This window comes from Nocardia grenadensis, assembly GCF_050942415.1.
GTDB classification, from domain to species: domain Bacteria; phylum Actinomycetota; class Actinomycetes; order Mycobacteriales; family Mycobacteriaceae; genus Nocardia; species Nocardia grenadensis.
Genome location: NZ_CP192054.1, coordinates 73,599 through 92,937, shown reverse-complemented (window position 1 = coordinate 92,937; position 19,339 = coordinate 73,599). Strand labels below are relative to the sequence as shown.

22 protein-coding genes are annotated in these 19,339 nt (G+C 68.1%); 14 read left to right on the top strand and 8 right to left on the bottom strand.

Annotated elements, in window-relative coordinates; all coding sequences use genetic code 11:
* Positions 1–322 precede the first annotated feature (322 nt).
* From ACQPYS_RS00430 to ACQPYS_RS00410, 5 genes are all read left to right on the top strand, one after another.
* Positions 323–1,330, top strand: coding sequence for a septum formation family protein (locus ACQPYS_RS00430; RefSeq protein ID WP_245664737.1), 1,008 nt, complete (start codon positions 323–325; stop codon positions 1,328–1,330).
* Positions 1,331–1,343: 13 nt separating this feature from the next.
* On the top strand, positions 1,344–1,694 hold the full coding sequence (locus tag ACQPYS_RS00425) for a metallopeptidase family protein (RefSeq protein WP_063040687.1): 351 nt from the start codon (positions 1,344–1,346) through the stop codon (positions 1,692–1,694).
* A 172-nt stretch (positions 1,695–1,866) separates the two neighbouring features.
* Entirely contained in the window at positions 1,867–2,199 is a 333-nt protein-coding gene (locus tag ACQPYS_RS00420; protein WP_063040537.1) for a PE family protein, read from the top strand.
* 163 nt (positions 2,200–2,362) lie between these two features.
* On the top strand, positions 2,363–3,529 hold the full coding sequence (locus tag ACQPYS_RS00415) for a PPE domain-containing protein (RefSeq protein WP_063040535.1): 1,167 nt from the start codon (positions 2,363–2,365) through the stop codon (positions 3,527–3,529).
* Positions 3,526–4,356 carry an ESX secretion-associated protein EspG gene (locus tag ACQPYS_RS00410; RefSeq protein ID WP_433491414.1) on the top strand — a complete coding sequence of 277 codons (831 nt, stop codon included), beginning with the start codon at positions 3,526–3,528 and terminating at the stop codon, positions 4,354–4,356. The genes ACQPYS_RS00415 and ACQPYS_RS00410 overlap by 4 nt, the downstream gene beginning before the upstream one ends.
* A 7-nt stretch (positions 4,357–4,363) precedes the next feature.
* On the opposite strand, the gene ACQPYS_RS00405 is transcribed toward ACQPYS_RS00410, so the two are convergent.
* The 3 genes from ACQPYS_RS00405 to ACQPYS_RS00395 all read right to left on the bottom strand — a co-directional run bounded on the left by ACQPYS_RS00405 (position 4,364) and on the right by ACQPYS_RS00395 (position 6,585).
* Positions 4,364–5,026, bottom strand: a complete 663-nt coding sequence (locus tag ACQPYS_RS00405) for a histidine phosphatase family protein (protein WP_433491413.1) — start codon at positions 5,024–5,026, stop codon at positions 4,364–4,366.
* Between the two features lie 55 nt (positions 5,027–5,081).
* The gene (gene pheA / locus ACQPYS_RS00400; RefSeq protein ID WP_063040529.1) at positions 5,082–5,999 is read right to left on the bottom strand and encodes a prephenate dehydratase; all 918 of its coding nucleotides are present in this window, start codon (positions 5,997–5,999) and stop codon (positions 5,082–5,084) included.
* Between the two features lie 172 nt (positions 6,000–6,171).
* A complete protein-coding gene (locus tag ACQPYS_RS00395) occupies positions 6,172–6,585 on the bottom strand; it encodes a hypothetical protein (protein WP_063040527.1) in 414 nt (137 codons plus the stop codon).
* A gap of 184 nt (positions 6,586–6,769) precedes the next feature.
* On the opposite strand from ACQPYS_RS00395, the gene ACQPYS_RS00390 reads away from it, so the two are divergent.
* The 5 genes from ACQPYS_RS00390 (at position 6,770) to ACQPYS_RS00370 (ending at position 11,376) form a co-directional block, all read left to right on the top strand.
* The gene (locus ACQPYS_RS00390; RefSeq protein ID WP_433491412.1) at positions 6,770–7,534 is read left to right on the top strand and encodes a DUF2470 domain-containing protein; all 765 of its coding nucleotides are present in this window, start codon (positions 6,770–6,772) and stop codon (positions 7,532–7,534) included.
* Between the two features lie 59 nt (positions 7,535–7,593).
* Positions 7,594–8,370, top strand: a complete 777-nt coding sequence (locus ACQPYS_RS00385) for a CPBP family intramembrane glutamic endopeptidase (RefSeq protein WP_433491411.1) — start codon at positions 7,594–7,596, stop codon at positions 8,368–8,370.
* Positions 8,371–8,475: 105 nt separating this feature from the next.
* A complete protein-coding gene (locus ACQPYS_RS00380; RefSeq protein ID WP_433493160.1) occupies positions 8,476–9,843 on the top strand; it encodes an LCP family protein in 1,368 nt (455 codons plus the stop codon).
* Between the two features lie 334 nt (positions 9,844–10,177).
* Positions 10,178–10,732 carry a ferritin gene (locus ACQPYS_RS00375; RefSeq protein ID WP_433491410.1) on the top strand — a complete coding sequence of 185 codons (555 nt, stop codon included), beginning with the start codon at positions 10,178–10,180 and terminating at the stop codon, positions 10,730–10,732.
* Positions 10,733–10,824: 92 nt separating this feature from the next.
* Positions 10,825–11,376: a ferritin gene (locus tag ACQPYS_RS00370; protein ID WP_063040521.1), complete on the top strand. Its 552-nt coding sequence runs from the start codon at positions 10,825–10,827 to the stop codon at positions 11,374–11,376.
* Positions 11,377–11,643: 267 nt separating this feature from the next.
* Here the strand turns inward: ACQPYS_RS00370 and ACQPYS_RS00365 are convergent, their stop codons facing one another.
* The 4 genes from ACQPYS_RS00365 to ACQPYS_RS00350 all read right to left on the bottom strand — a co-directional run bounded on the left by ACQPYS_RS00365 (position 11,644) and on the right by ACQPYS_RS00350 (position 14,831).
* Positions 11,644–12,564, bottom strand: a complete 921-nt coding sequence (locus ACQPYS_RS00365; RefSeq protein ID WP_433491409.1) for a DUF5926 family protein — start codon at positions 12,562–12,564, stop codon at positions 11,644–11,646.
* A 51-nt stretch (positions 12,565–12,615) separates the two neighbouring features.
* Entirely contained in the window at positions 12,616–13,401 is a 786-nt protein-coding gene (locus ACQPYS_RS00360) for a glycerophosphodiester phosphodiesterase (RefSeq protein ID WP_063040516.1), read from the bottom strand.
* A complete protein-coding gene (locus tag ACQPYS_RS00355) occupies positions 13,398–14,384 on the bottom strand; it encodes a DUF4328 domain-containing protein (protein ID WP_433491408.1) in 987 nt (328 codons plus the stop codon). Before ACQPYS_RS00355 ends, ACQPYS_RS00360 begins: the two co-directional genes overlap by 4 nt.
* Positions 14,385–14,465: 81 nt before the next feature.
* Positions 14,466–14,831 carry a rhodanese-like domain-containing protein gene (locus ACQPYS_RS00350; RefSeq protein ID WP_084481648.1) on the bottom strand — a complete coding sequence of 122 codons (366 nt, stop codon included), beginning with the start codon at positions 14,829–14,831 and terminating at the stop codon, positions 14,466–14,468.
* A 492-nt stretch (positions 14,832–15,323) separates the two neighbouring features.
* On the opposite strand from ACQPYS_RS00350, the gene ACQPYS_RS00345 reads away from it, so the two are divergent.
* The 3 genes from ACQPYS_RS00345 (at position 15,324) to ACQPYS_RS00335 (ending at position 17,589) form a co-directional block, all read left to right on the top strand.
* On the top strand, positions 15,324–15,962 hold the full coding sequence (locus tag ACQPYS_RS00345) for a hypothetical protein (RefSeq protein WP_433491407.1): 639 nt from the start codon (positions 15,324–15,326) through the stop codon (positions 15,960–15,962).
* 302 nt (positions 15,963–16,264) lie between these two features.
* Complete coding sequence (locus ACQPYS_RS00340) at positions 16,265–16,888, top strand: superoxide dismutase (protein WP_063040510.1); 624 nt, start codon at positions 16,265–16,267, stop codon at positions 16,886–16,888.
* Between the two features lie 173 nt (positions 16,889–17,061).
* On the top strand, positions 17,062–17,589 hold the full coding sequence (locus ACQPYS_RS00335) for a peptidase (RefSeq protein ID WP_433491406.1): 528 nt from the start codon (positions 17,062–17,064) through the stop codon (positions 17,587–17,589).
* A 78-nt stretch (positions 17,590–17,667) separates the two neighbouring features.
* Here ACQPYS_RS00335 and ACQPYS_RS00330 read toward each other — a convergent pair whose 3' ends face one another.
* Positions 17,668–18,000, bottom strand: a complete 333-nt coding sequence (locus ACQPYS_RS00330; protein WP_433491405.1) for a hypothetical protein — start codon at positions 17,998–18,000, stop codon at positions 17,668–17,670.
* A 530-nt stretch (positions 18,001–18,530) separates the two neighbouring features.
* Between ACQPYS_RS00330 and ACQPYS_RS00325 the strand changes: the two genes are divergently transcribed.
* Positions 18,531–19,259: a TMEM165/GDT1 family protein gene (locus tag ACQPYS_RS00325; protein WP_433491404.1), complete on the top strand. Its 729-nt coding sequence runs from the start codon at positions 18,531–18,533 to the stop codon at positions 19,257–19,259.
* The last annotated feature ends 80 nt before the right edge of the window (positions 19,260–19,339 follow it).

The window sequence follows — 19,339 nt, the reverse complement described above, 5'->3', positions numbered from 1 at the left end:
GACAACACGCGCGCGATCCCGATCGGCCGGGTTCGTGGCACGTTCGGGTGCGGCGCTGCCATGATGGACCGCGATGTCCTCCGAAACTGAGCCCACCAGCCGGCGCGGCCCTCGCGGCGCCCAATCGTTGCGCTCGCGTGCCGCCCGCCCGGGCCGCGGTCGCAGGACCGATGCGGCGCGTCCGCGGTCCGATGGGCCGGCAGCATCGGAGTCCCCGGACCGGAGCGCGGCGGCCGGGCAGCGCCGGAACCGCTCCGGTGCCGGTGCGCCGGGCGGTTCCCGCCGGACCGGGGGGAAACCGCGCCGGATACCGGCGCCCAGGTTGCGCTGGGGCCTGCTCGCGGTCGCCATGGGCGCGGTGGTCGCGGCACTGGGCACCATGCTCGTCAGTGGGTTCGACAACGATTCCAATCTGCAGGCCCGCAGCCCGGGTGGTTCGGTGGCCAAGGCCGACAAGGTATTCGCCTCCGTCGGCACCGGTGACTGTCTCACCTGGACCAAACCCGACCATTCCGATCTGGTCGAACTCGGCTGCGCCGATGATCATCTCTTCGAGGTCACCGACACCATCGACCTGAGCGTCTATCCCGGCTCCGAGTTCGGGCCCGCGGCGCCGTGGCCGGATTCCCTGCGGCTCACCGAGCTCCGCGAGGAACACTGCGTGCCCGCCGCCCAGCGGTACCTGAACGGACGGCTCGATCCGCGCGGCCGCTACGCCGTCGGACTCATGTATCCGAGCAACGACGGCTGGATCAACTCCGGCGACAGGATCCTGCGTTGCGGGCTGCAGGTCCCGGGACTCAGCGGTAATCCGATCGCCACCACTGGCCGGGTATCCGACGGTGACCAGTCGAAGGTCTACGAAACCGGCGTCTGCCTCGGTATCAACCAGAACCTCCCGACCGATCCGATCGATTGCGGTCAGGAACACGCCGTCGAGATCGCGGCCACCGTGGATCTGTCCCAGCGCTTCCCGGGCGGGCCGCCGGCCAAGGAGGACCAGGACCGGTACCTGGAAGAGGAATGCGGCCGGCTCACCAACGACTATCTCGGCGGCCCCCATGTGCTGCGGGACAAGACCCTTACGGTGTTCTTCGACTTCATCGACGTACGCAGCTGGCTGGCGGGTAGCCGAAAACTCGACTGCATGATCGGAAAGGGTGCCGACCAGGAGGGTTTCGCGCCGATCGTGGGTCCGGCGCGGGGCCGGTTGCTCATCAACGGCCAGGAACCCGTACCGCCGCCCAACTCCGGCCGTTCGACGCCCAAGCCGCTGCCCGGCGCCGCACCGCTGCCCCCGCAGCCGGAACCGCGTCCCGCGCCCCGATAGCCGGAGCGTGATGATGCCGGTCCGTATGTCCGAGGCACGATTCGAGGAGCTGGTCGGCGATGCGCTCGACCAGATCCCGGCCGAGCTGACCCGCGCCATCGACAATGTGGTGATCCTGATCGAACCGCGCAATCCCGACGACCCGCATCTGCTGGGTCTCTATCACGGGATCGCGCTGACCGAACGCGACAGCCACTACGGCGGCTCGCTGCCCGATACCGTCACCATCTACCGAGACGCGCTGCTGGACGTGTGCTCCGACGAGTCCGAGGTGATCGAGGAAGTACGGATCACCGTGATCCACGAAATCGCACACTATTTCGGGATTGACGAAGACCGTCTCCATCAGCTGGGATGGGGTTAAGCTCAGTCCGGTCCACGCAACGAGCCGGCAGGGGATGCACGGGCGGGGGCTGGGCCGACGGAGAAAATTTCGGAATCGATGGAACCGCCGGCGGGGGTATCGCGTCCGATCTACTCGTAGGGGGAATTCTCGTGGTTCCGCCCAAGAGCCGCCACCAGAAGGAGTCGAGGACATGATTGGCAACGTCGACGTCACACCGGAGCTCATCCTGGCCGCCGCGGTCGAGCTGGATCTGCTCGCCGACAGGCTGGCCGGGGTGGCCGCGGCCACCGTACCGGCCACCTATGTCGTGCCGTCCGGCGCGGACGAGGCCTCGATCCACGGTGCGATGCATATGAACAAGGCCGCCGCCACCCATCAGACCTCGCTCGCCCAGGCCGTCCTCGAACTGCACCATACGGCCGCGATCCTGCGCACCCAGCTGGCCCAGTACCTGGTCCAGGACGCGGCCTCGGCGGGTGTGCTGGCGCTGACCGGGGCACCGTTCGGGTCGATCGCTGCCTAGTGGTGCTGCCGGGCGGCGCCCGTCCGCGTTCATACGCCGAAGCGGATGCGGCGGTACGGCCGGCCCACACCGAGGCCAGGACCGAGGAGCAGAGCACGGTGACCACGCATATGCGGCGAGACCGCCGATTCACCATCGATAGTTCACAAGGGGAGAAACAAACATGACCGCAGGTATCACCGGGGTGTTCTGGCTGCCCAGACTCGCCGAGGGGAATTCGATCGCGCTGAACGCGGGCTCGCACGCCATTCCGATGAGCGCGGCCGCCGGAGCCTGGGGTGGGCTCACCGGTGCGTGGGTCGACGCGACCGCCACCGTCGTCCGGGTCATGGCCGAGCTCGGCGTCGGTATGCAGAGCGTCAACGGTATCGGTGCCCTGGCCCGGCTCGTCGGCTTCACCGGATGGGCCGAGCAGCAGGGCGCCATGGCCGCCACCCTCGGCACCAAGGCCGCCTCGCAGGCCACCGCCTACACCGTCGCCTCGATCGCCATGCCGAGCCTGCCCGAGATCGCCGCGGTCAATGCCGCTCGCGTAGCGGCGCATTCCACCGGCGGCGTCCTGAACGGCACCTCCGAGGTGGCCGAGGCCGCCAAGGCCGCGCTGGATCTGCGGGCCGCGCTCACCATGGAGACCTACGAGGCGGCCATCTCCGCCACCGTGCTCACCCCCGGTGAGTTCTTCAATCCACCGCCGATCGCCAACGGCGCCGGTCAGGTCGATTCCTCCTCCGCCGAGGAGGCCATGAAGGAGGCCAACGGCGACCCGGTGAAGATGCTGGCCGCCGCCGGCACCGCGCTGGCGCAGAATCCCGGATTGGCCAGCGCGGCAACGCAGGCGGCGCATGTCGCCGGCTCGGTGGCGAGCACCGGTGTCACCACGGTCGGCAATCTGGGGGCCAACGCGCTCGTCGCGGCCACCACCTCCGCCCCGGCCCCGGCTGCCGTGGCGCCGTTGGCGCCCTCGATGGTCACCGGAGCCGTAGCGGCCACCGCGGCGGCGGCCACCCGGGCCGGCGGTATGCCCGGCGGTTCGGCACTCGGCCTCAACAACGGCGGCCTGAAGGTGCCCGAGGGGTGGGGCGCCCCGGCGACGAATGCCACGGCCCCGGCCACGGAGACCGTCGCGCTCACGCGCGGGGAGGCGGCACCGGTGCGTCCGGCCGGCCCCGGCTCGTCCACCAGTCCCCTGCTGGGCAATTCGCGCGGCGCCGCCGGCGAGGACGAGCAGGAACACGACGGCGCCGAGTACCTGCGCGGTGATCACTTCACCGACGGTCGCTACATCGCCGACGGTGTGATCGGCGCCGAACCGCCACGAGCGGACAAGTGACAGTGCTCGGAGCAGGGCGCGGACCGTCGACACTGGCGGCGGTCACGCTGTCCCTCGACGAAATGCAGTACCTCCTGGAGGCACTGGAGATCGACGAGGTACCCGTCGTGCTCGACGCACGGGGTCGCTATGACAACCAGGTCGACCACGACGCCGCGATGGACGCCGCGGCCCGGTCGCTCACCGACCGGGATCTGTTGGACGGTGAACGAATTCATCCGGAACTCGCGGAACGCCTGCGCGGCCTGTACCGGCCGCACTGGGTGGTCGCGCTGCGCCTCATCGTCGCGGGGCAGGTGAGCCGGATGTGTCTGGCGAAGGGTGACGACCTGGTGACCGTCGCCCTCCGCGGCCCGCAGACCTATGTAATCGACGAGGCGACCGAGGATCTGCCCGCCCCCGTCATCATGGCGCTCGGCCCGGCCGAACCGCTGGAACTCACCGGGATGAACGCTCCCACCGAACGACTGGTACCCATCTTCGACGATGCGAGAGATCCGACGGCCACCGCGGCCCGGCTGGCGGAGGTCGGCACCCCCCCGCGGGACGCACAGGTGATCGCCTCGGCGATGGCACATTGCGACTCGCACGCGGAGATCGTCGGGGTGGTGTACGGCGATGCGAGCCGCGATATCGCGGAGAACCATATCGCCGTGTTCGATACCCGGGCGGGCCGGTTCATCGCGACGGCCAGCCTGGCCGACGACGGCACCAAATGGACTTCGTTCAGCAGTGGTACCGATGCCCGGCTCCGGATCGCACTCCAGGATCTGATCAACTCGCTACCCGAACGCGCCGAGTTCCCCCGTAACCCGCACCTCGCCTGAGCCGGAATCAGCCCATCGGGTCATCGGCGCCGGCCTCCGCCTTCGCCCCGAACGGCGGCGTGAAGCGACCCCAGCGTGCGCATTCCCAGCCGCCGTCCGGGCGCGAGACGAGTTCGATCGTCTCGGTGTTGTCCAAGTGGTTGTTGGTGGTGAACGGTGGCGCGACCCCGGCGAGGAACCTGCCGACCAAGCGCATGGCGGCGCCGTGGGTGACGACCAGAACGTCGCCGCTGTCGCTACCGTCGAGGAACTCGGTCCGCAGCCCGGTCACCGCCGGAACGAACCGATCCAGCACCTCCTGCGCGGTTTCGCCGCCCGCGATGCGCTCGTCCAACCGGCCCTCGTGCCACAACCGGTACACGGCCTGGAACCGGTCGTGGGCCTCCTTGGTGCTCTGTCCGTCCAGAGCGCCCAGCTGCACCTCGTGTACGCCGTCGCGCTCTACCGCGGTCACCCCGGTAGCGGCCTCGATATAGCCGGCTGTCTGGCGGGCGCGCAGCGCCCGCGAGTGGAACAGCGCGCGCGGCGGGACTGTCAGGGCCGCACCGAATGCCTTGGCCTGCGCCACGCCACGCTCGGTCAGCGGGAGCCCGGGGAGCTTGGTGTCCAGCATTTTGGCGACATTGCCTTCGGTTTCCCCGTGTCGCACCAGTATCAGTTTCGCAGTCATATCGCCTCCTCCGGAGCGGATATATCTGGTCCGCGGTGAAGGCGGGGGGATCGCATCACAGGTCGGCCACCCCTTTGCGTAGCTGTGTCAACCAGATGGCGGCGTCCTCGTCCGACGGCGGCGGAGTACCGGTCGCCGAGGTGGCCGGCCAGGATCCGAGGAACCGGATCCGCGCGGTGCGGTGCAGCGCTTTGAGCGCTTCGGCCACCGCCGCGTCTTCGATATGACCGACACAATCCAGGTAGAATCGGTAGGTTCCCATACCGGTGCGGGTGGGCCGGGATTCGATCCGGGTGAGGTCTACGCCGCGGGTCGCGAATTCGGCGAAAGCCCGCATCAGCGAGCCGGGCATATTCGGCAGTTCCTCGAGCACGATGGAGGTCCGGTCGGTGCCGGTGGGGGCGGGCGCCACCCGCGGCGCGGTGACCAGCACGAACCGGGTGATTGCCTGTTCGTGGTCGGCGACGCCCGAGGCCAGCGCGATCAGCCCGAGTCGGTCCCCGGCGAGCATGGTGGAGACCCCGGCGTCGGCCAGCCCGGCCCGCACGTCTTCGGCGGCCCCGGCATTGGAGCTCGACGTGTGCAGCGCCACCTCCCCCAGGCTGTCCTGGACCCACTGCCTGACCTGCGCGAGCGCGACCGGATAGGCCGCCAGCGTGCGCACCGCGCCGATCTCGGTGCCCGGACGCGCGACGATCGTGAAGGTCACCTCCAATTCGACCTCGGCGATGATCTGCAGGCGGGGCCCGATCGCCAGCGAATCGAGGGTCGCCGAGATGGAGCCCTCGACCGAACTCTCGATCGGTACCACCGCCGCGGTCACCTCGCCTGCCCGGACCAGGTCCAGGGCGGCGGACTGACTGGGCGCGGCGACCCGCTCGACCGGCCCGTCGAAGGACCCCGAGCTCTCGAATTCGGCGAGGGCCATCTCGGTGAAAGTTCCGGACGGACCGAAATACGCGATACGCGGCACGTCTACGAGACTACTGGTGTGGGCGCCGGGCCCGCCGACCACGGGATCCGGACGATCACAGGACCGAGCCGGTGACGTGGGCGCGCCCGGATCAGCTCACTATCGACGGCCCCGCGGAGCCGGGGTTCGAGCGCGGGCGAGATACCGGACGCCGCAGCCGGGGCCACTCCGGTCAGCGCAGTGCCGCCCGCAACGCCTGCTCCAGGTCGGCGGGTTCCTCGCTCTCGATCCCGAGCAGCACCTCGCGGACCGCCTCGACCGCGCCACCGGAGAGACCGGCCAGGAAGGCGGTGTTCGGGCTGCGCAGGGCTGTGCGGATATCGTCGCCGCACAGTGCGGCGGCGGTGGCGGCGACGATGGCGAGCGCACGGGTGGCGGTATCGGCGCGAGCCGCGAAACCGTCCGGGCTGTGCGCGACCTCGGCCAGCAGATCGGCGACAGCTTCGTCGGAGATGGCCGACTCGACCAGCCGAACCCCGGCGAATGTTCCGGTCGGGACCACCAGACCGTCGACTAGTCCGCGTTCGGTCGTGCGCTTCGGGACGGTCAGTTCGACGAGTACCGGCTGCGATTCACCAGCTACCACCCCCAGATCGTATGCCCGGGGGGGTCCGCGGCCGCGTAGCGCGTACCCGTCGAACGGCGACAGCGGATCGCGCTCTCCGATGCCGGCAGCCATCGGGCCCTTGCGCTGCACCCTTCTTTAACTTAGCTTAGGTTTACCTAAATCAGAGCTTGTGAAGTCGGGCACGCCCGCAATGGAGGTACCGATGGCGCCGACCGCCGCCGCATCCGCCCCGTCCACCGCCGAACGTGTCCGCAGCGCCTGCGCACATGCCGAACAGGCAGTGCTCGCCCTCCCCGGTGCCGATCCCACCCCGGTATCGGTGCATTTCCTGCGCCGGTGCGGCGACGTGGTGATCGCGGTACCCAACGACAGCGCGGCCGTCTTCGTGGCGAACACCGCCATCGCCGGCGCACCCGCCGTCCTCGAACTCACCGACCACGCACCACTGCCCCTCCGCGAACCGGTCCGGGCCCTGGTCTGGTTGCGCGGTTGGATCCGTGGTGTACCGGCCCGCGCCCAACGGACGCTGGTCAGCGCCGTCGCCGAGGAACACCCGCACCCCGGCCTACTGGATATCGGCCATACCACCACCCTGCTGCGCCTGGTCCTGAACTCGGCCGTGGTGGCGGACGCCGCCGGCGCCGAATCCGTCTGCGTGGACGAACTGCGGCTGGCCGCACCCGACCCCTTCTGTGGGCTGGAATCGGCCTGGCTCCAGCATCTCGACACCGACCACGCCGATGTGGTCGCCCAGCTGGCCCGGCACCTACCGGCGAAGCTCCGCCACGGCCGCATCCATCCCCTGGCCATCGACCGCTACGGCCTCACCCTGCGCATCGAAGGTATCGACGGCGACCACGACTTCCGCCTCCCCTTCGCGACTCCGGCCGAAGACGTCGAAGCCCTGGGGCGCGCCGTCCGCATCCTGGCCGGCTGCCCCTTCCTCAACGGCCTACGCCGCGGCTGAATCCCTCGGCACCGCCTACGCCGTCGGGGGCCGGGCACCGCGGGACGTAGATTCTGGATATGCGCGAGAGCAGCTCGGTCGACGACCGGACCCGGGAGCAGCGGGGGATCCGGCTCGAGATCCTGGTCGTCCTCGGTGTGACCTTCGGGCTCAGCGGCATGAACGCGGCGCTGTCACTGCTGGAGAGCGCGCTCGCACCGGGCGGCGTCGGCGGGCAGACGGTCGCCCTGAACTCGTCGCGGGCCACCCAGTCCGTCATCGATCTGCTCTTCCAGGTGCTCGGCGTGCTGCGCTTGGCGGCGTGGGCGGGGCTGGCGCTCTACCTGTTGTGGCGTAGCGGTATCGGCCCCCGGGCGATCGGACTCGCACGGGCCCGTTTCCGGCCCGACGGGTGGTACGGCCTGGCACTGGCCGCCGTCATCGGGCTGCCGGGTCTGGGGTTGTATCTGATCGCGCAGTCGCTCGGCGTGAATGTGACGATCGTGCCCGACGCGTTGAGCGACCACTGGTGGCGCATTCCCGCCCTCGTGCTCTCGGCATGCGCGAATTCGGCGGCCGAGGAGATCGTCGTGGTGGCCTTTCTGCTGACCAGGCTGCGCGCACTGGGCTGGTCGGACAATTCCGCGCTGGCCGCGTCCGCATTGCTGCGTGGGAGCTATCACCTGTACCAGGGGCTGGGTGGTGGGCTCGGCAATGTGGTGATGGGGGTGATCTTCGGCCGGTTCTGGCAGCGCACCGGCCGGTTGTGGCCGCTGATCATCGCGCACGCCCTCATCGACATCGTGGCCTATGTGGGCTACGGGTTGCTGCAGGGCCGGGTGTCCTGGCTGCCTTAGCGGGGTAAGCCGTCTATACCGGCGCAGCGCGCTCACCTGCGGGTCGAACCGACGCCACCGCCGCTGACAGAACAGGCCCCGATCGATAAGTACAGTTTGATGATGATGAACGGCGACGACCCACGTATGCGCCGGGTGCCGCCGCACAGCGGGGGACCCGGACGAGCCGGCGCGCGCCGGCCACCACCGCCGCCGGGTGGGCGTCCGCCGGTCGAACCGCCGCAGGTCATGCGCCGTAATCCCGGGCCGGCGCAGCCCGGCCGCCCCACCGAACGCTACGAACCACCACGGGCCTGGTCACAGACGCCGCAGGGTCGTAACGCTCCCCCGGCCCGGCCCCCCGCACCGGGCCGCGGCGGCAAACCGCAGCCACCCACTCACGCGCCGCCGCAACGCCCGGTGCCGTACCGCGAAGGTGGCCACGCCCCCACCCAACGGCCGGTCCCGTACCGTGACGGTCGCCGCCGCCCGCCCCCGACCGGAAATCCACCGGGCCGCCGCCCGGCGGCGCCGCCGTCCCGGCGTCCGCGCCGTAAACGCCATATCAGCCGCTGGTTCCTGGCGATCCTGCTGGCGCTACTGGCCCTGTTCGTCTACGCGGTCGTGAAGCTCGACGGTTCGCTCACCCGTATCGACGCGCTCAGCGATTACGAGGACCGGCTCGGTAACACCGCCGGCACCAACTGGCTGCTGGTCGGCTCGGACAGCCGGGCCGGACTCTCCGAGGAGCAGACCAGCGGTCTGGCCACCGGCGGCGAGGTCGGCGATCCGCGCACCGACACGATCATCCTGGTGCACGTCCCCCCGTCGGGCCGCACCACGCTGGTGAGCCTGCCCCGCGACTCCTACGTCGATATTCCGGGGTACGGCCAGGACAAATTGAACGCCTCGTTCGCATTCGGCGGCGCACCGCTGCTGACGCAAACGGTGGAGATCGCGACCGGACTGCACATCGACCACTACGCGGAGATCGGTTTCGCCGGTTTCGCCGGCGTCGTGGACGCGCTGGGCGGTATCGATATCTGTGTACCGCAGCCCATCAACGACCCCCTGGCCGGTATCGACCTCCCGGCCGGCTGTCAGGAACTGAACGGGCCGGAGGCTCTCGGTTTCGTCCGCAGCCGCGCCACCGCCCTGGCCGATATCGACCGGATGAACAACCAGCGCCTGTTCCTGTCGGCTCTGCTGGAGAAGGCGACCAGCCCCGCCACCCTGGTCAACCCCTTCGCTCTGTGGCCGATGGCCAGCGATACCGCCGGTTCCCTGACCGTGGACAAGAACGACCACATCTGGGATCTGGCCCGCCTTGCCTGGGCGCTGCGCGGCGACACCCTCGCCACCACGGTACCGGTCGGCGGCTTCGCCGACACCGACAGCGGAAATGTGGTGCTCTGGGCCGATCCCGACGCAAGCCGCTTCTTCCAAGCCCTCGCCGACGGCGACCCGATCCCCGCGGACCTGACAGGCGAATAGGCACCTGCGCACCGAGAAATCCTCTCGACGGCGCTGGCGGCCGTTCGCCCTCGCCCGTATCCACCCGGGTGCGCGGCCGCCCGCACAAGTGGGGCAGGGCCGTCCTCGCCGCCCGTCTCACCGGTGTCGCGGGCGGGGCTCCGCCGTTCGTTGTGTTCAGACTCGGAGACGAAAACGTAAGGCAGGGCGAATTCCGGCGATGCTCTGTGGTGCGTACCGGTCCACATACCGACTACGACGTCCCACACCGACGGGACCCCATGTGTCGATTTTTGCGAGACACCTCAAAGGGTTGAGGCGCAGGCGGCGCCAAAAATGCCGTAACGTCGATCATATGCACGACAGCGATCTGGCTCAGCCGTTCATCGCCCAGTTGCGCGCGCAGGTCCGGCACGGACTCACCGCTTCCCAGCAGTATCTGTCGGCCGCGGTGTACTTCGAGATCCAACGGTTACCGCAATTGGCCGGTCATAGTTATGTGCGTTCGGGACAGCACCGGGAACATGCGCTGCGAATTGTGCAGTATCTGATCGATCGAGATCTGGAGATCACCATCGGGGGCTTGGGGGAGGTACGGCAGACTTTCGAATCGCCGCGCGCGGCAATAGCTTTCCTGCTGGCCAGGGAGGAGACAGCGACAGATCAGGTGACCGAGCTGGCGCATTTGGCGCGGGAATGGTCCGACTATCCGGGAGAGCAATTCATTCGTTGGTTGCTCGAATGCCGGCAACAGGAGGTGGCCGGTATGTCGACACTATTGGCTGTGACGGATCGCGCGGCCGGAAACCTCCTGAACGTGGAGGAGTTCGTGGCCCGGGAGTTGCGTTCGACAGTTCCCGTGGCGAATCAATCCGTGCCGAAAATTGCTGGAGCGGGCCATAATCGATAAGGCAACACTACCCTTGTTTCCATAAGGCAACACTATCCTCAATAAGGTTGCACTTGGATGACAGTCCTACATTTCGGCGTTAATGTCGAGGTATGTCGAATCATCCGGAGAGTCCCCGCAGCAAATTCCACGCCCTACTACACGACCAAATTCGGCAGGAGTTCAATGCCGAGCACCAGTACATCGCCATCGCGGTGTGGTACGACAATGCCGATCTTCCGCAGCTCGCCAAGCATTTCTACGCGCAGGCCGTGGAGGAACGCAATCACGCGATGATGATCGTCCAGTACTTCTTGGATCGGGACATCAGCGTCGATCTCACGGGCATCGATGCGGCGAAATCGCATTTCGAGAATGCCCGGGAGCCGATCGCCATGGCGCTCGATCAGGAGAAGACCGTCACGGATCAGATCGTCCAGCTGGCCAGTTCGGCCCGCGAGGAGGGCGACTACCTGGGTGAGCAGTTCATGCAGTGGTTCCTCAAGGAGCAGGTGGAGGAAGTGGCGAAGATGACCACCCTGCTCACCGTCGCCGACCGGGCGGGTTCGAACCTGTTCGATCTGGAGGAGTTCATCGCGCGTGAGATGAGCGGTGACCCGTCGAAGGTTTCGGGTGCGCCGTCGGCCGCCGGTGGCAGCGTCTGATCGGTAACGGCCCGTGTGTGCCCGCCGATGAGCTCCGTGAGTCGGAACCGGGGCGGGCTGATGCGGGCCCGGGTGATGATTGGAGCATCGGCCGTCCCGGCCCACTGCGCCGAGGTCGGGCGGCCGATGCTCCGTTACGTCAGCCGGCGCCGGGTCGTTGTGTCGGCTGACGTTGCGTCGCCGGGGGGTTCCAGAAACGGCGACCTCTGAAACTTAGCCGAGATCGCCGCCGGAAAGAAGAGTTTTTCTAAAAATACTCCGGTTTATTCAGCGGAGGGTGACCTGCCGCGACCGCAGCCCATCCCGCGAGCGCCGTTGCTCCGCGGTCAGGGGGGTGTCCACCGCCAGTGCGTCGGCCAGCCGGGCCCCGAACTCCACTGCCGGGGAACGCCATTCGCTCACATGCCGATCCGGGTCGAGATCGAACACCGGCACCAGCAGGCCATGGGTGCGGAAGGAGCCCGCGAACCGCGAACCTTCCCCGAGATGTAATCCGCCGGCGGCGTGCAAACGCGCGAGCGCCAGCATCAGGTCGTCTTCGGATTCCGGTCGGACCCAGCGCAGGTGGGCTTTGTCCCCGGCGTCGACCCACCAGGGGGCCCCGATCGCTTCCGCTCCGAGATCCAGCCGATCCGAAGGCATGATGGCCTGTTTCGCCTGTTCGATGGTCGCGGCGATCTGCGGATCGGGCTGCACACCCTCAGGCACCCACCAGTCGAAGTCCTGGTGCACAGTCAGTTCGAGCGCGGCGTCGGCCACCAGCACATCGGCCAGCGTGGGGCCGCCGGGCGCGGCGTGTGCGACGGCCAGCGAATCGCCCGGGTCCGCCGACTGGGTCCACAGGATGGAGGCGGCGATATCGGCGCCCGGATCCGAACTCGGCGTCTGCACCTGCACGCCGACGTAACCGGTCGGCGAATCCCCGGCCCGCACCAGCGCGGAGACCGCGCCCGGGAGCACAGTGGCCAGCACCACGGCACGTTCGGCGGCGACACCGTCGGCCAGCTTCAGCTCGGCAGTCGCCGACGGCACGAACTCCCGCAGCGCGACCAGATCGCATTCGGCGGCCAGGCCCTCGAACGGCCGGACCACGGCCTGTTCGTTCTCCTGCAACGCCGCCCGGCGTTCGGCCAGACGCTGGGCCCGGTTGCCGCCGGGTTTCGGACTATTGCGTTTGCTCTTACCCACGGCTGGTCAAACTACACGGCACCACACCGGATCAGCCGCAGGCCACACCCTTCAACTGTTGGCCAGCACGGCTTTCGCGCGGCCGGGATGATTGGTCGCCACCCAGCTCACGCCGAGGTCAGCGCACAACTGCATATCGTCGGGTTCATCGACCGTCCAGCAGTAGGTGGCCCGGCCCGCCGCGGCCGCCTTGTCGACCAGATCCGGGTGTTCGCGCAGAGTTTTCACCGACGGGCCCACCGCGGTCGCCCCGACGGTCGTCGCCGCACTGCCACCCAGATAGCGCGACGATTCCCCCAGCAACACGGTGGGCAGCAGCGGCGCCGCGCGGCGGATCCGCCAGACCGCGGTGGCGGCGAACGACATCACCACCGCACGGGAATGGGCCGCCGAGGCCGGGGTGGCGATCCCGAAGCGCTGCAGTTCCGCCAGCACCTTGTTCTCCACCAGGGAGCCGTACCGAACCGGGTGTTTGGTCTCGATGAACAGTTTCGTCGGCCGGCTGCGCCAATCCAGTACCAACTCGATCAGTTCGCCGAGGGTGAGAACCCCGGTCGTGGCGCCGTCACCGAAGTCGAGATCCTTCAGTTCGGCCAGCGTCAGTTCGCTGACCAGGCCGCTGCCGGTGGAGGTACGGTCCACCGTTCGATCGTGCACGCACACCAGATGTCCGTCGCGGGTGAGCCGGACGTCGCATTCCACCCCGTCGGCGCCCTCCTCCAGAGCCAGTTCGTAGGCCGCCAGGGTGTGTTCGGGGCGCGCCGCCGAGGCACCTCGGTGCGCGACCACGAACGGCGCACGGCCGTTCTGGACCGACTGGTCAGTGCCCTCGCTCACTTGGCCACAACCTCCTGTGGTGCTCGATCGGCGCCGTCGGGGGAATCGGCGCTGTCGGCGTCCGCCGCGGTGCTCACCGTAGCGGTCGTCCCCGGGTGCACCGGTTCGATCAACGGTGGGGCCGGGTCGACGGCGACCACCCAGCGCTGGGCGAGCCGGCTGCGACCGCGCAGGTCGCGGCCCTCCAACGTGCGTACGACCCATAGCGTCAGCACCGCGACGGCGGCGGCCACCGCGTCGGTGAATGCGGTGAAGAGCACACCGTCGGCCTTCGCCTGTAGCGAGTCCGCGGTCCGCCAGTACAGCGCCGCGACGGTGACCAGCCCGCCGAACACCCACGCCGCCCACCAGATGCGGACAACGATCCGGGCCCGCGGGTCGGTACGGCCGGCCACCACCTCGGTGAGGAACACCCCGGGCCAGACCAGGTTGACCACCGGGATCAGGCAGCCCAGCGCGAGCATGCGTGGCGAGCGGGGGTCGCGGCGACCGGCCGAGGCGAAGGCGGCGCGCCGGACCTCGATCAGCCACCCGAGCGTCGCCACCGCGGCGACGAGGGCCATGATCAGCGCGAACAACGCCGCCGTGTTGACCAGGGCATCGGAGAACCACAGCAGCGGGGGTTCGATGAGGCGGGTGCGGTTGCGCAACAGGAGCAGGTAGCGCACCGTTTCGGCCACGGCGGATACCGCGAACAGTAAGGCCGTGGCGAAGAGGGCGGCGTGCGTCCAGCGGGTCAGCGTGCCGAGCGGACGGTGCCGGTCCGCTTCGCGGTCCGGGGCGGGCCGATCCCGCAGACCCCAGCGCGGGACCTCCGAGTAGTGCGGGGTCTCGGTGTTCGGACCACCGGTGGCCGCGCCCCGGGACGGGCGGCCGGCCCGGCCGGGACGGCGTGCGACCCAGCGGTAGTTACGGCGTTCCGGCGGGGCATCGATCGGCCCCGGCGAGAGCAGTACCCCGCGGCAACGCGGGCACCAGTGCATCGGCGGACCCTGCACCGCCCAGCGTGTACCGCAGCGGGCACATGGCTGCACCACCGTACTCACCGCGCACCTCGCTTTTCGTCAGTAGATCTTCGCGGGCTCGTCACCCTCGGTGGCCAGTGGACGACCGGTGTGCTGCCAGGCCACCATCCCGCCTGCCACGTTCACCGCTTCATAACCCACGCTCGCGAGAAACTTCACGGCCTCCAGCGAACGGCCACCCTGGCGGCAGACAACGTACAGATCGGCGTCGGGGTCCAGTTCGCCGTAGCGTGCCGGAACGTCCACAAGCGGAATATGCACGGCGCCGGGTGCGTGGCCCAACTGCCATTCGTCGTCTTCGCGCACATCGAGCAGGATGGCGGCGGCAGCCGCCTCCCCGTGCGGATGGTCCAATTCAGTGGGTACGGCTTCCACCGGTACCGACGGGACTCCGAAGCTCGTCACCCCTTTGATCCTGCCATAACCACCTCGGCGGCTGCCCGGCTCTCATGGGAGCGGATGCTCGGGCCGGGCCCGCATGCCCGGAGCCGGTCGGCCGGGCGTCACCGACGCCGACACGCCGGACGATGCGACATATTCGCGGACCGTGATCGACCCCCTCGTTACCAACCGGAGCCGACGCCGCGCCGGCAAGTTTTTCATGAGTTATGTGCATAAGCCATCACGAAATCCACTGGTATCAGCTATCATTCAGCGCACCAATATCCCAGGTACCTCAAGAAATGCCCACTGACCTGCAGTAACGGCACAACCGTACGGCCGATCCGGTACTCCCCTCCAAAAATCCCGGAGCGGCCGCCCGGCCACTCGATCGGGTCACGCGCCGTTGCGTGACCCGATATCGAGTTGGACGCGGAGGACCCCGGATCGGTTCCACCGGAACCGGAAATCGACGAAATCCCCTGTTCCCGGCCATAACATCGGTAACCTGGCGCCATGACATCCACCAGGGGGTTACTCGACGAATTGGACGCGGCCGGCCTCGACAAGGCGCTGTCGGAGGCCGGATGTCTGGGATTGGAAATCGATTCCGAGGCCGGACGACTGGAGCTCGATCTGGAGATACTGAGCCTACCGGAGCAAATTTCCGGCATATCGGAAGAACATCCGGAATCCGGAACCGGTTGCCGGCGGGTTCGGCTGGTGTTCCAGGGGGTCACCAGGATTGCCGCATCGTTGCGGATACAGCGGTGGGACGATCTGGAGCCGCGGGTCCTGCCGCTGGAGCTGCCGGGACTACCCGCTGCCGTCGCGAGTTTCGGCGGTAGCCGCCTGCACGGCTGGGAGTTCGTCGATCTGGACGACAGCGGCTGGACCCTGTGGAGTGAGCTGCTCAGTTTCGACACCACCATCGACACCCGGATCGCCCGGCACGTGCTGGAGTTCTCCCAGGAGGAGGGCGTCGATCCCCGGGCCCTCGATATCCGGGTGTGGTTCGATACCGTCACCGCACAGACCACCGGGGGCCGAACAGTTCCACTGCCGGAGCTGGTCGCCGGGTCCGAACGCTGGTGGGATGCCCATGCCAAAGGCGATCCCCGGGCCACCCATCCCGGTATCGCGCCCCCGCTGTAGCGCTCGCGCGCGGACACTCCCGAGCTGTGTATCGACCGGATCCGGATGGGCGGCGACGGAGTCGGCTGGTGACGGGCGCGACGCCGCACCCCGCGGCTCGGCGCAGGGGTGCGGCGTCGACTTCGTACCGCTCCGAAGCAGGTTTCACCGAGCCGCGTGGGAGGCGCCGGTCGATCTCGAATGGTCGGTTCCGACCCGATGTGGAATGGTGGGGCGTCGGGGCGAGTTGGACCGATCGGGTGTACGAATGGTCGGGAGCATCCCGTACAGGACGCACTCGACCCGACAAGGAAGGGACATTCGTGGCTGAGTACACGCTGCCAGATCTGGATTACGACTACGGCGCCCTGGAGCCGCATATCTCCGGGCAGATCAACGAGATTCACCACTCCAAGCACCACGCGACCTATGTCGCCGGAGTGAACACCGCGCTGGAGAAGCTCGAAGCCGCGCGTGAAGCCGATGATCACGGCGCCATCTTCTTGCACGAGAAGAACCTCGCCTTCCACCTCGGTGGCCATGTCAACCACTCCATCTGGTGGAAGAATCTCTCCCCCAACGGTGGCGACAAGCCGACCGGTGAACTGGCCGCCGCCATCGACGATCAGTTCGGCTCCTTCGACAAGTTCCGGGCGCAGTTCACCGCTGCCGCCAACGGACTGCAGGGTTCGGGCTGGGCGGTGCTCGGTTACGACACCCTGGGCCGGAAGCTGCTGACCTTCCAGCTCTACGACCAGCAGGCCAATGTGCCGCTCGGCATCATCCCGCTGCTGCAGGTCGATATGTGGGAGCATGCCTTCTACCTGCAGTACAAGAACGTCAAGGCCGACTATGTGAAGGCCTTCTGGAACGTGGTCAACTGGGCCGACGTCCAGGAGCGTTTCGCCAAGGCCACCAGCCAGGCGCAGGGCCTCATCTTCGGCTGAGCGACCGAATTCACGCAGGACCCGCGGGCCGTCGAGCCCGCGGGTCTTTTGCCTCTTCTGCCCGAATTGGCACTCTCTGGTACTTGTGTGCCAGATGCCTTATGCGCGATCCTCTTCTTCCACGACAGTTCGAGGACGGGCAAAGCCGCCCCCGGTTACGCACGGGAGGCCTCATGCGCAGCAACGGACCGATCGGCGTCACGCCGTTCCACGCCGGCGGCACGCTACGCGGATTCGTCATCTCCGGACGCTGGCCCGCCACCACCAAAGAGTGGTCGCAGCTGCTGGTGCTCGCCGTACGGGTGGCATCCATGCCCGGCCTGCTGACCACCTCCACCGTTTTCGGGGTCCGCGAGGAACTACCCGACGAGCCGGAGCCGGATACCGTCGGCCTGGTGATCGCCGAGGGGCCGGTTCTCGGCGAGGACGGGGTGCGGCCGGGCCGGTTCGCCGAGCACATTCCGCCCGCCCTGTTAATGCTGCACCCGCCGGCGGAGACCAATCCGTCCCTGCCCGAGTGCACCGGCGCCGCCTCCGGGTGCGTACTGCTGCCGGGCCTGCCTCACCTGGGGCTCGAACACCGCGCGGCCTGGGCCGAGGCGGAAGCGGACGGTACCGTGACCTCGCTGGTGAGCCGGGTCGGTCTGAACCCGATCAGCGACCCCGATACCGCCGTGCTGGCCATGCTGCTGACCGCCTGAGCCGTGTACCGGACCCGGCAGGCGCCGGGCTCGCGTCGATGCCGCCACCACCCGCTCCCGGGCGAGACGATCCGCTGGTTACTGCAGTTTCGCCAAGATCTCCGCAAGGCTGTCCATGACGGCTTGTTGGCCGCTGCGTAGCTCGCGGACGTCGCCACGCAGCTCGCGGACGTCGCCACGCAGCTCCTGGACGTCACCGCGCAGCTTCGTCTGCCCGGCCTCGAGCCGAGCCTGGCCGGTCCGGAGGTCCTGGACATCCGCGTGCCGACTGCCGAGTTCGCCCAGGACCGCATTGTGATTGCTGTCGATCCGAGCTCGCAGGGCCCGGACCGATTCCGGCTCCCGATCCCGCTCGTTGATGATCTGCACGACTTGGGCCTCCAGGACAGCAAGGCGGTTCTCGATCGACATCTGGAGTGGTCCTCTCGTTGGTCGGTAGTTTACCGATCGACCGGTTCCGTCAGGCGTCCGTCCGGTCTCGCGGCATCGTTTCTTCCGGTGATCCGGCTATTCAGCGGCCGGTGACACTTCCACGACTCATAAGGATGCTTCCGCCCCTGGGTGTGGCCGTCGCGAACCCCACATGCCGCGGTTCAGGGCTTGCGATCTGTTTGCTGTAGCGATGCCATCAATCCGTTCCGGACGACCGGACAACAGTTATCAGGCCCCCCTAACTATGCCGCTACCTTAGCCAAACTTATTGTCAGAAGCCATTTTTCGCCGTTGCGTAATTGCGACACCGGCATGGGTGCGGTATGGTTGCCAGCAGCGAAGGGGAGTAGCCCCCAATCACGCGGTCGACATACTGACCCGCCGCACATCGGTGGGTCCGGTCGTGTGAACCGGTCCTTCCGGTGGGCGAGACCTTCGGCCGTACAGCAATTTCGTTGTCGGCCGGAGGCGAACCCGTTTCCGGCCGGCGGATCGGGAGCATTCGTCAGATGATCGCCACCGTCGGACTCGCCATCGGCATCGTTTTCCTGGCCGAATTGGGTGACAAGTCCCAGCTCATGGCCCTGACGTTCGCCCTGCGCTACCGCTGGTGGGTCGTGCTTGGCGGAATTGCCACCGCCACCGCGGCGGTGCACGTCATTTCGGTCGCCATCGGGCATTTCCTGGGCGCGGCCCTGCCCACCACCGCCATCGCGGCGGTGGCATCGATCACATTCCTCGCCGTAGGTCTGTGGACACTGCGCGAGCTGATCAGCGGTGCGGACGACGACGAGGAACCGGCCCCGTCACGGTTCGCCACCACGGCGCCCTTCCTGGTCGTGCTCTCGGCCTTCCTGCTGGCCGAACTCGGTGACCGCACCATGTTCGCCACCGCGGCGCTGGCCACCGACAACAACTGGGCGGCGGTCTGGCTGGGTTCGACGATCGGCATGGTCGCCGCCGATGCCCTGGCCATCGCCGCGGGCATCCTGGTGGGCAAGCACCTGCCCGAACGCGCCATCGGCTTCGGGTCGGGGTTGCTCTTCCTGTTCATCGGGGCGCTCACCGGCATAAACACCACATTCCCGGAACTCGCGCTCGCCGGCGCGGCCGGTATCGCTCTGCTCGTACCGGCTGTGGCAGCCCTGGCGCTCTGGCTGCTACGGACGCGCCGTGTGGCCGCGGACCGGCTCTCCGCCGAGGCCGCCGCCACCGAGATCTCGCCGCGCCGGGCCTAGGTTCTTTACTGAGTACGATTTGGCCGATCAGCGCAAGGGGACCGTCCACGAACTCTCCGCACGCACCGGTTAGGGTGCAA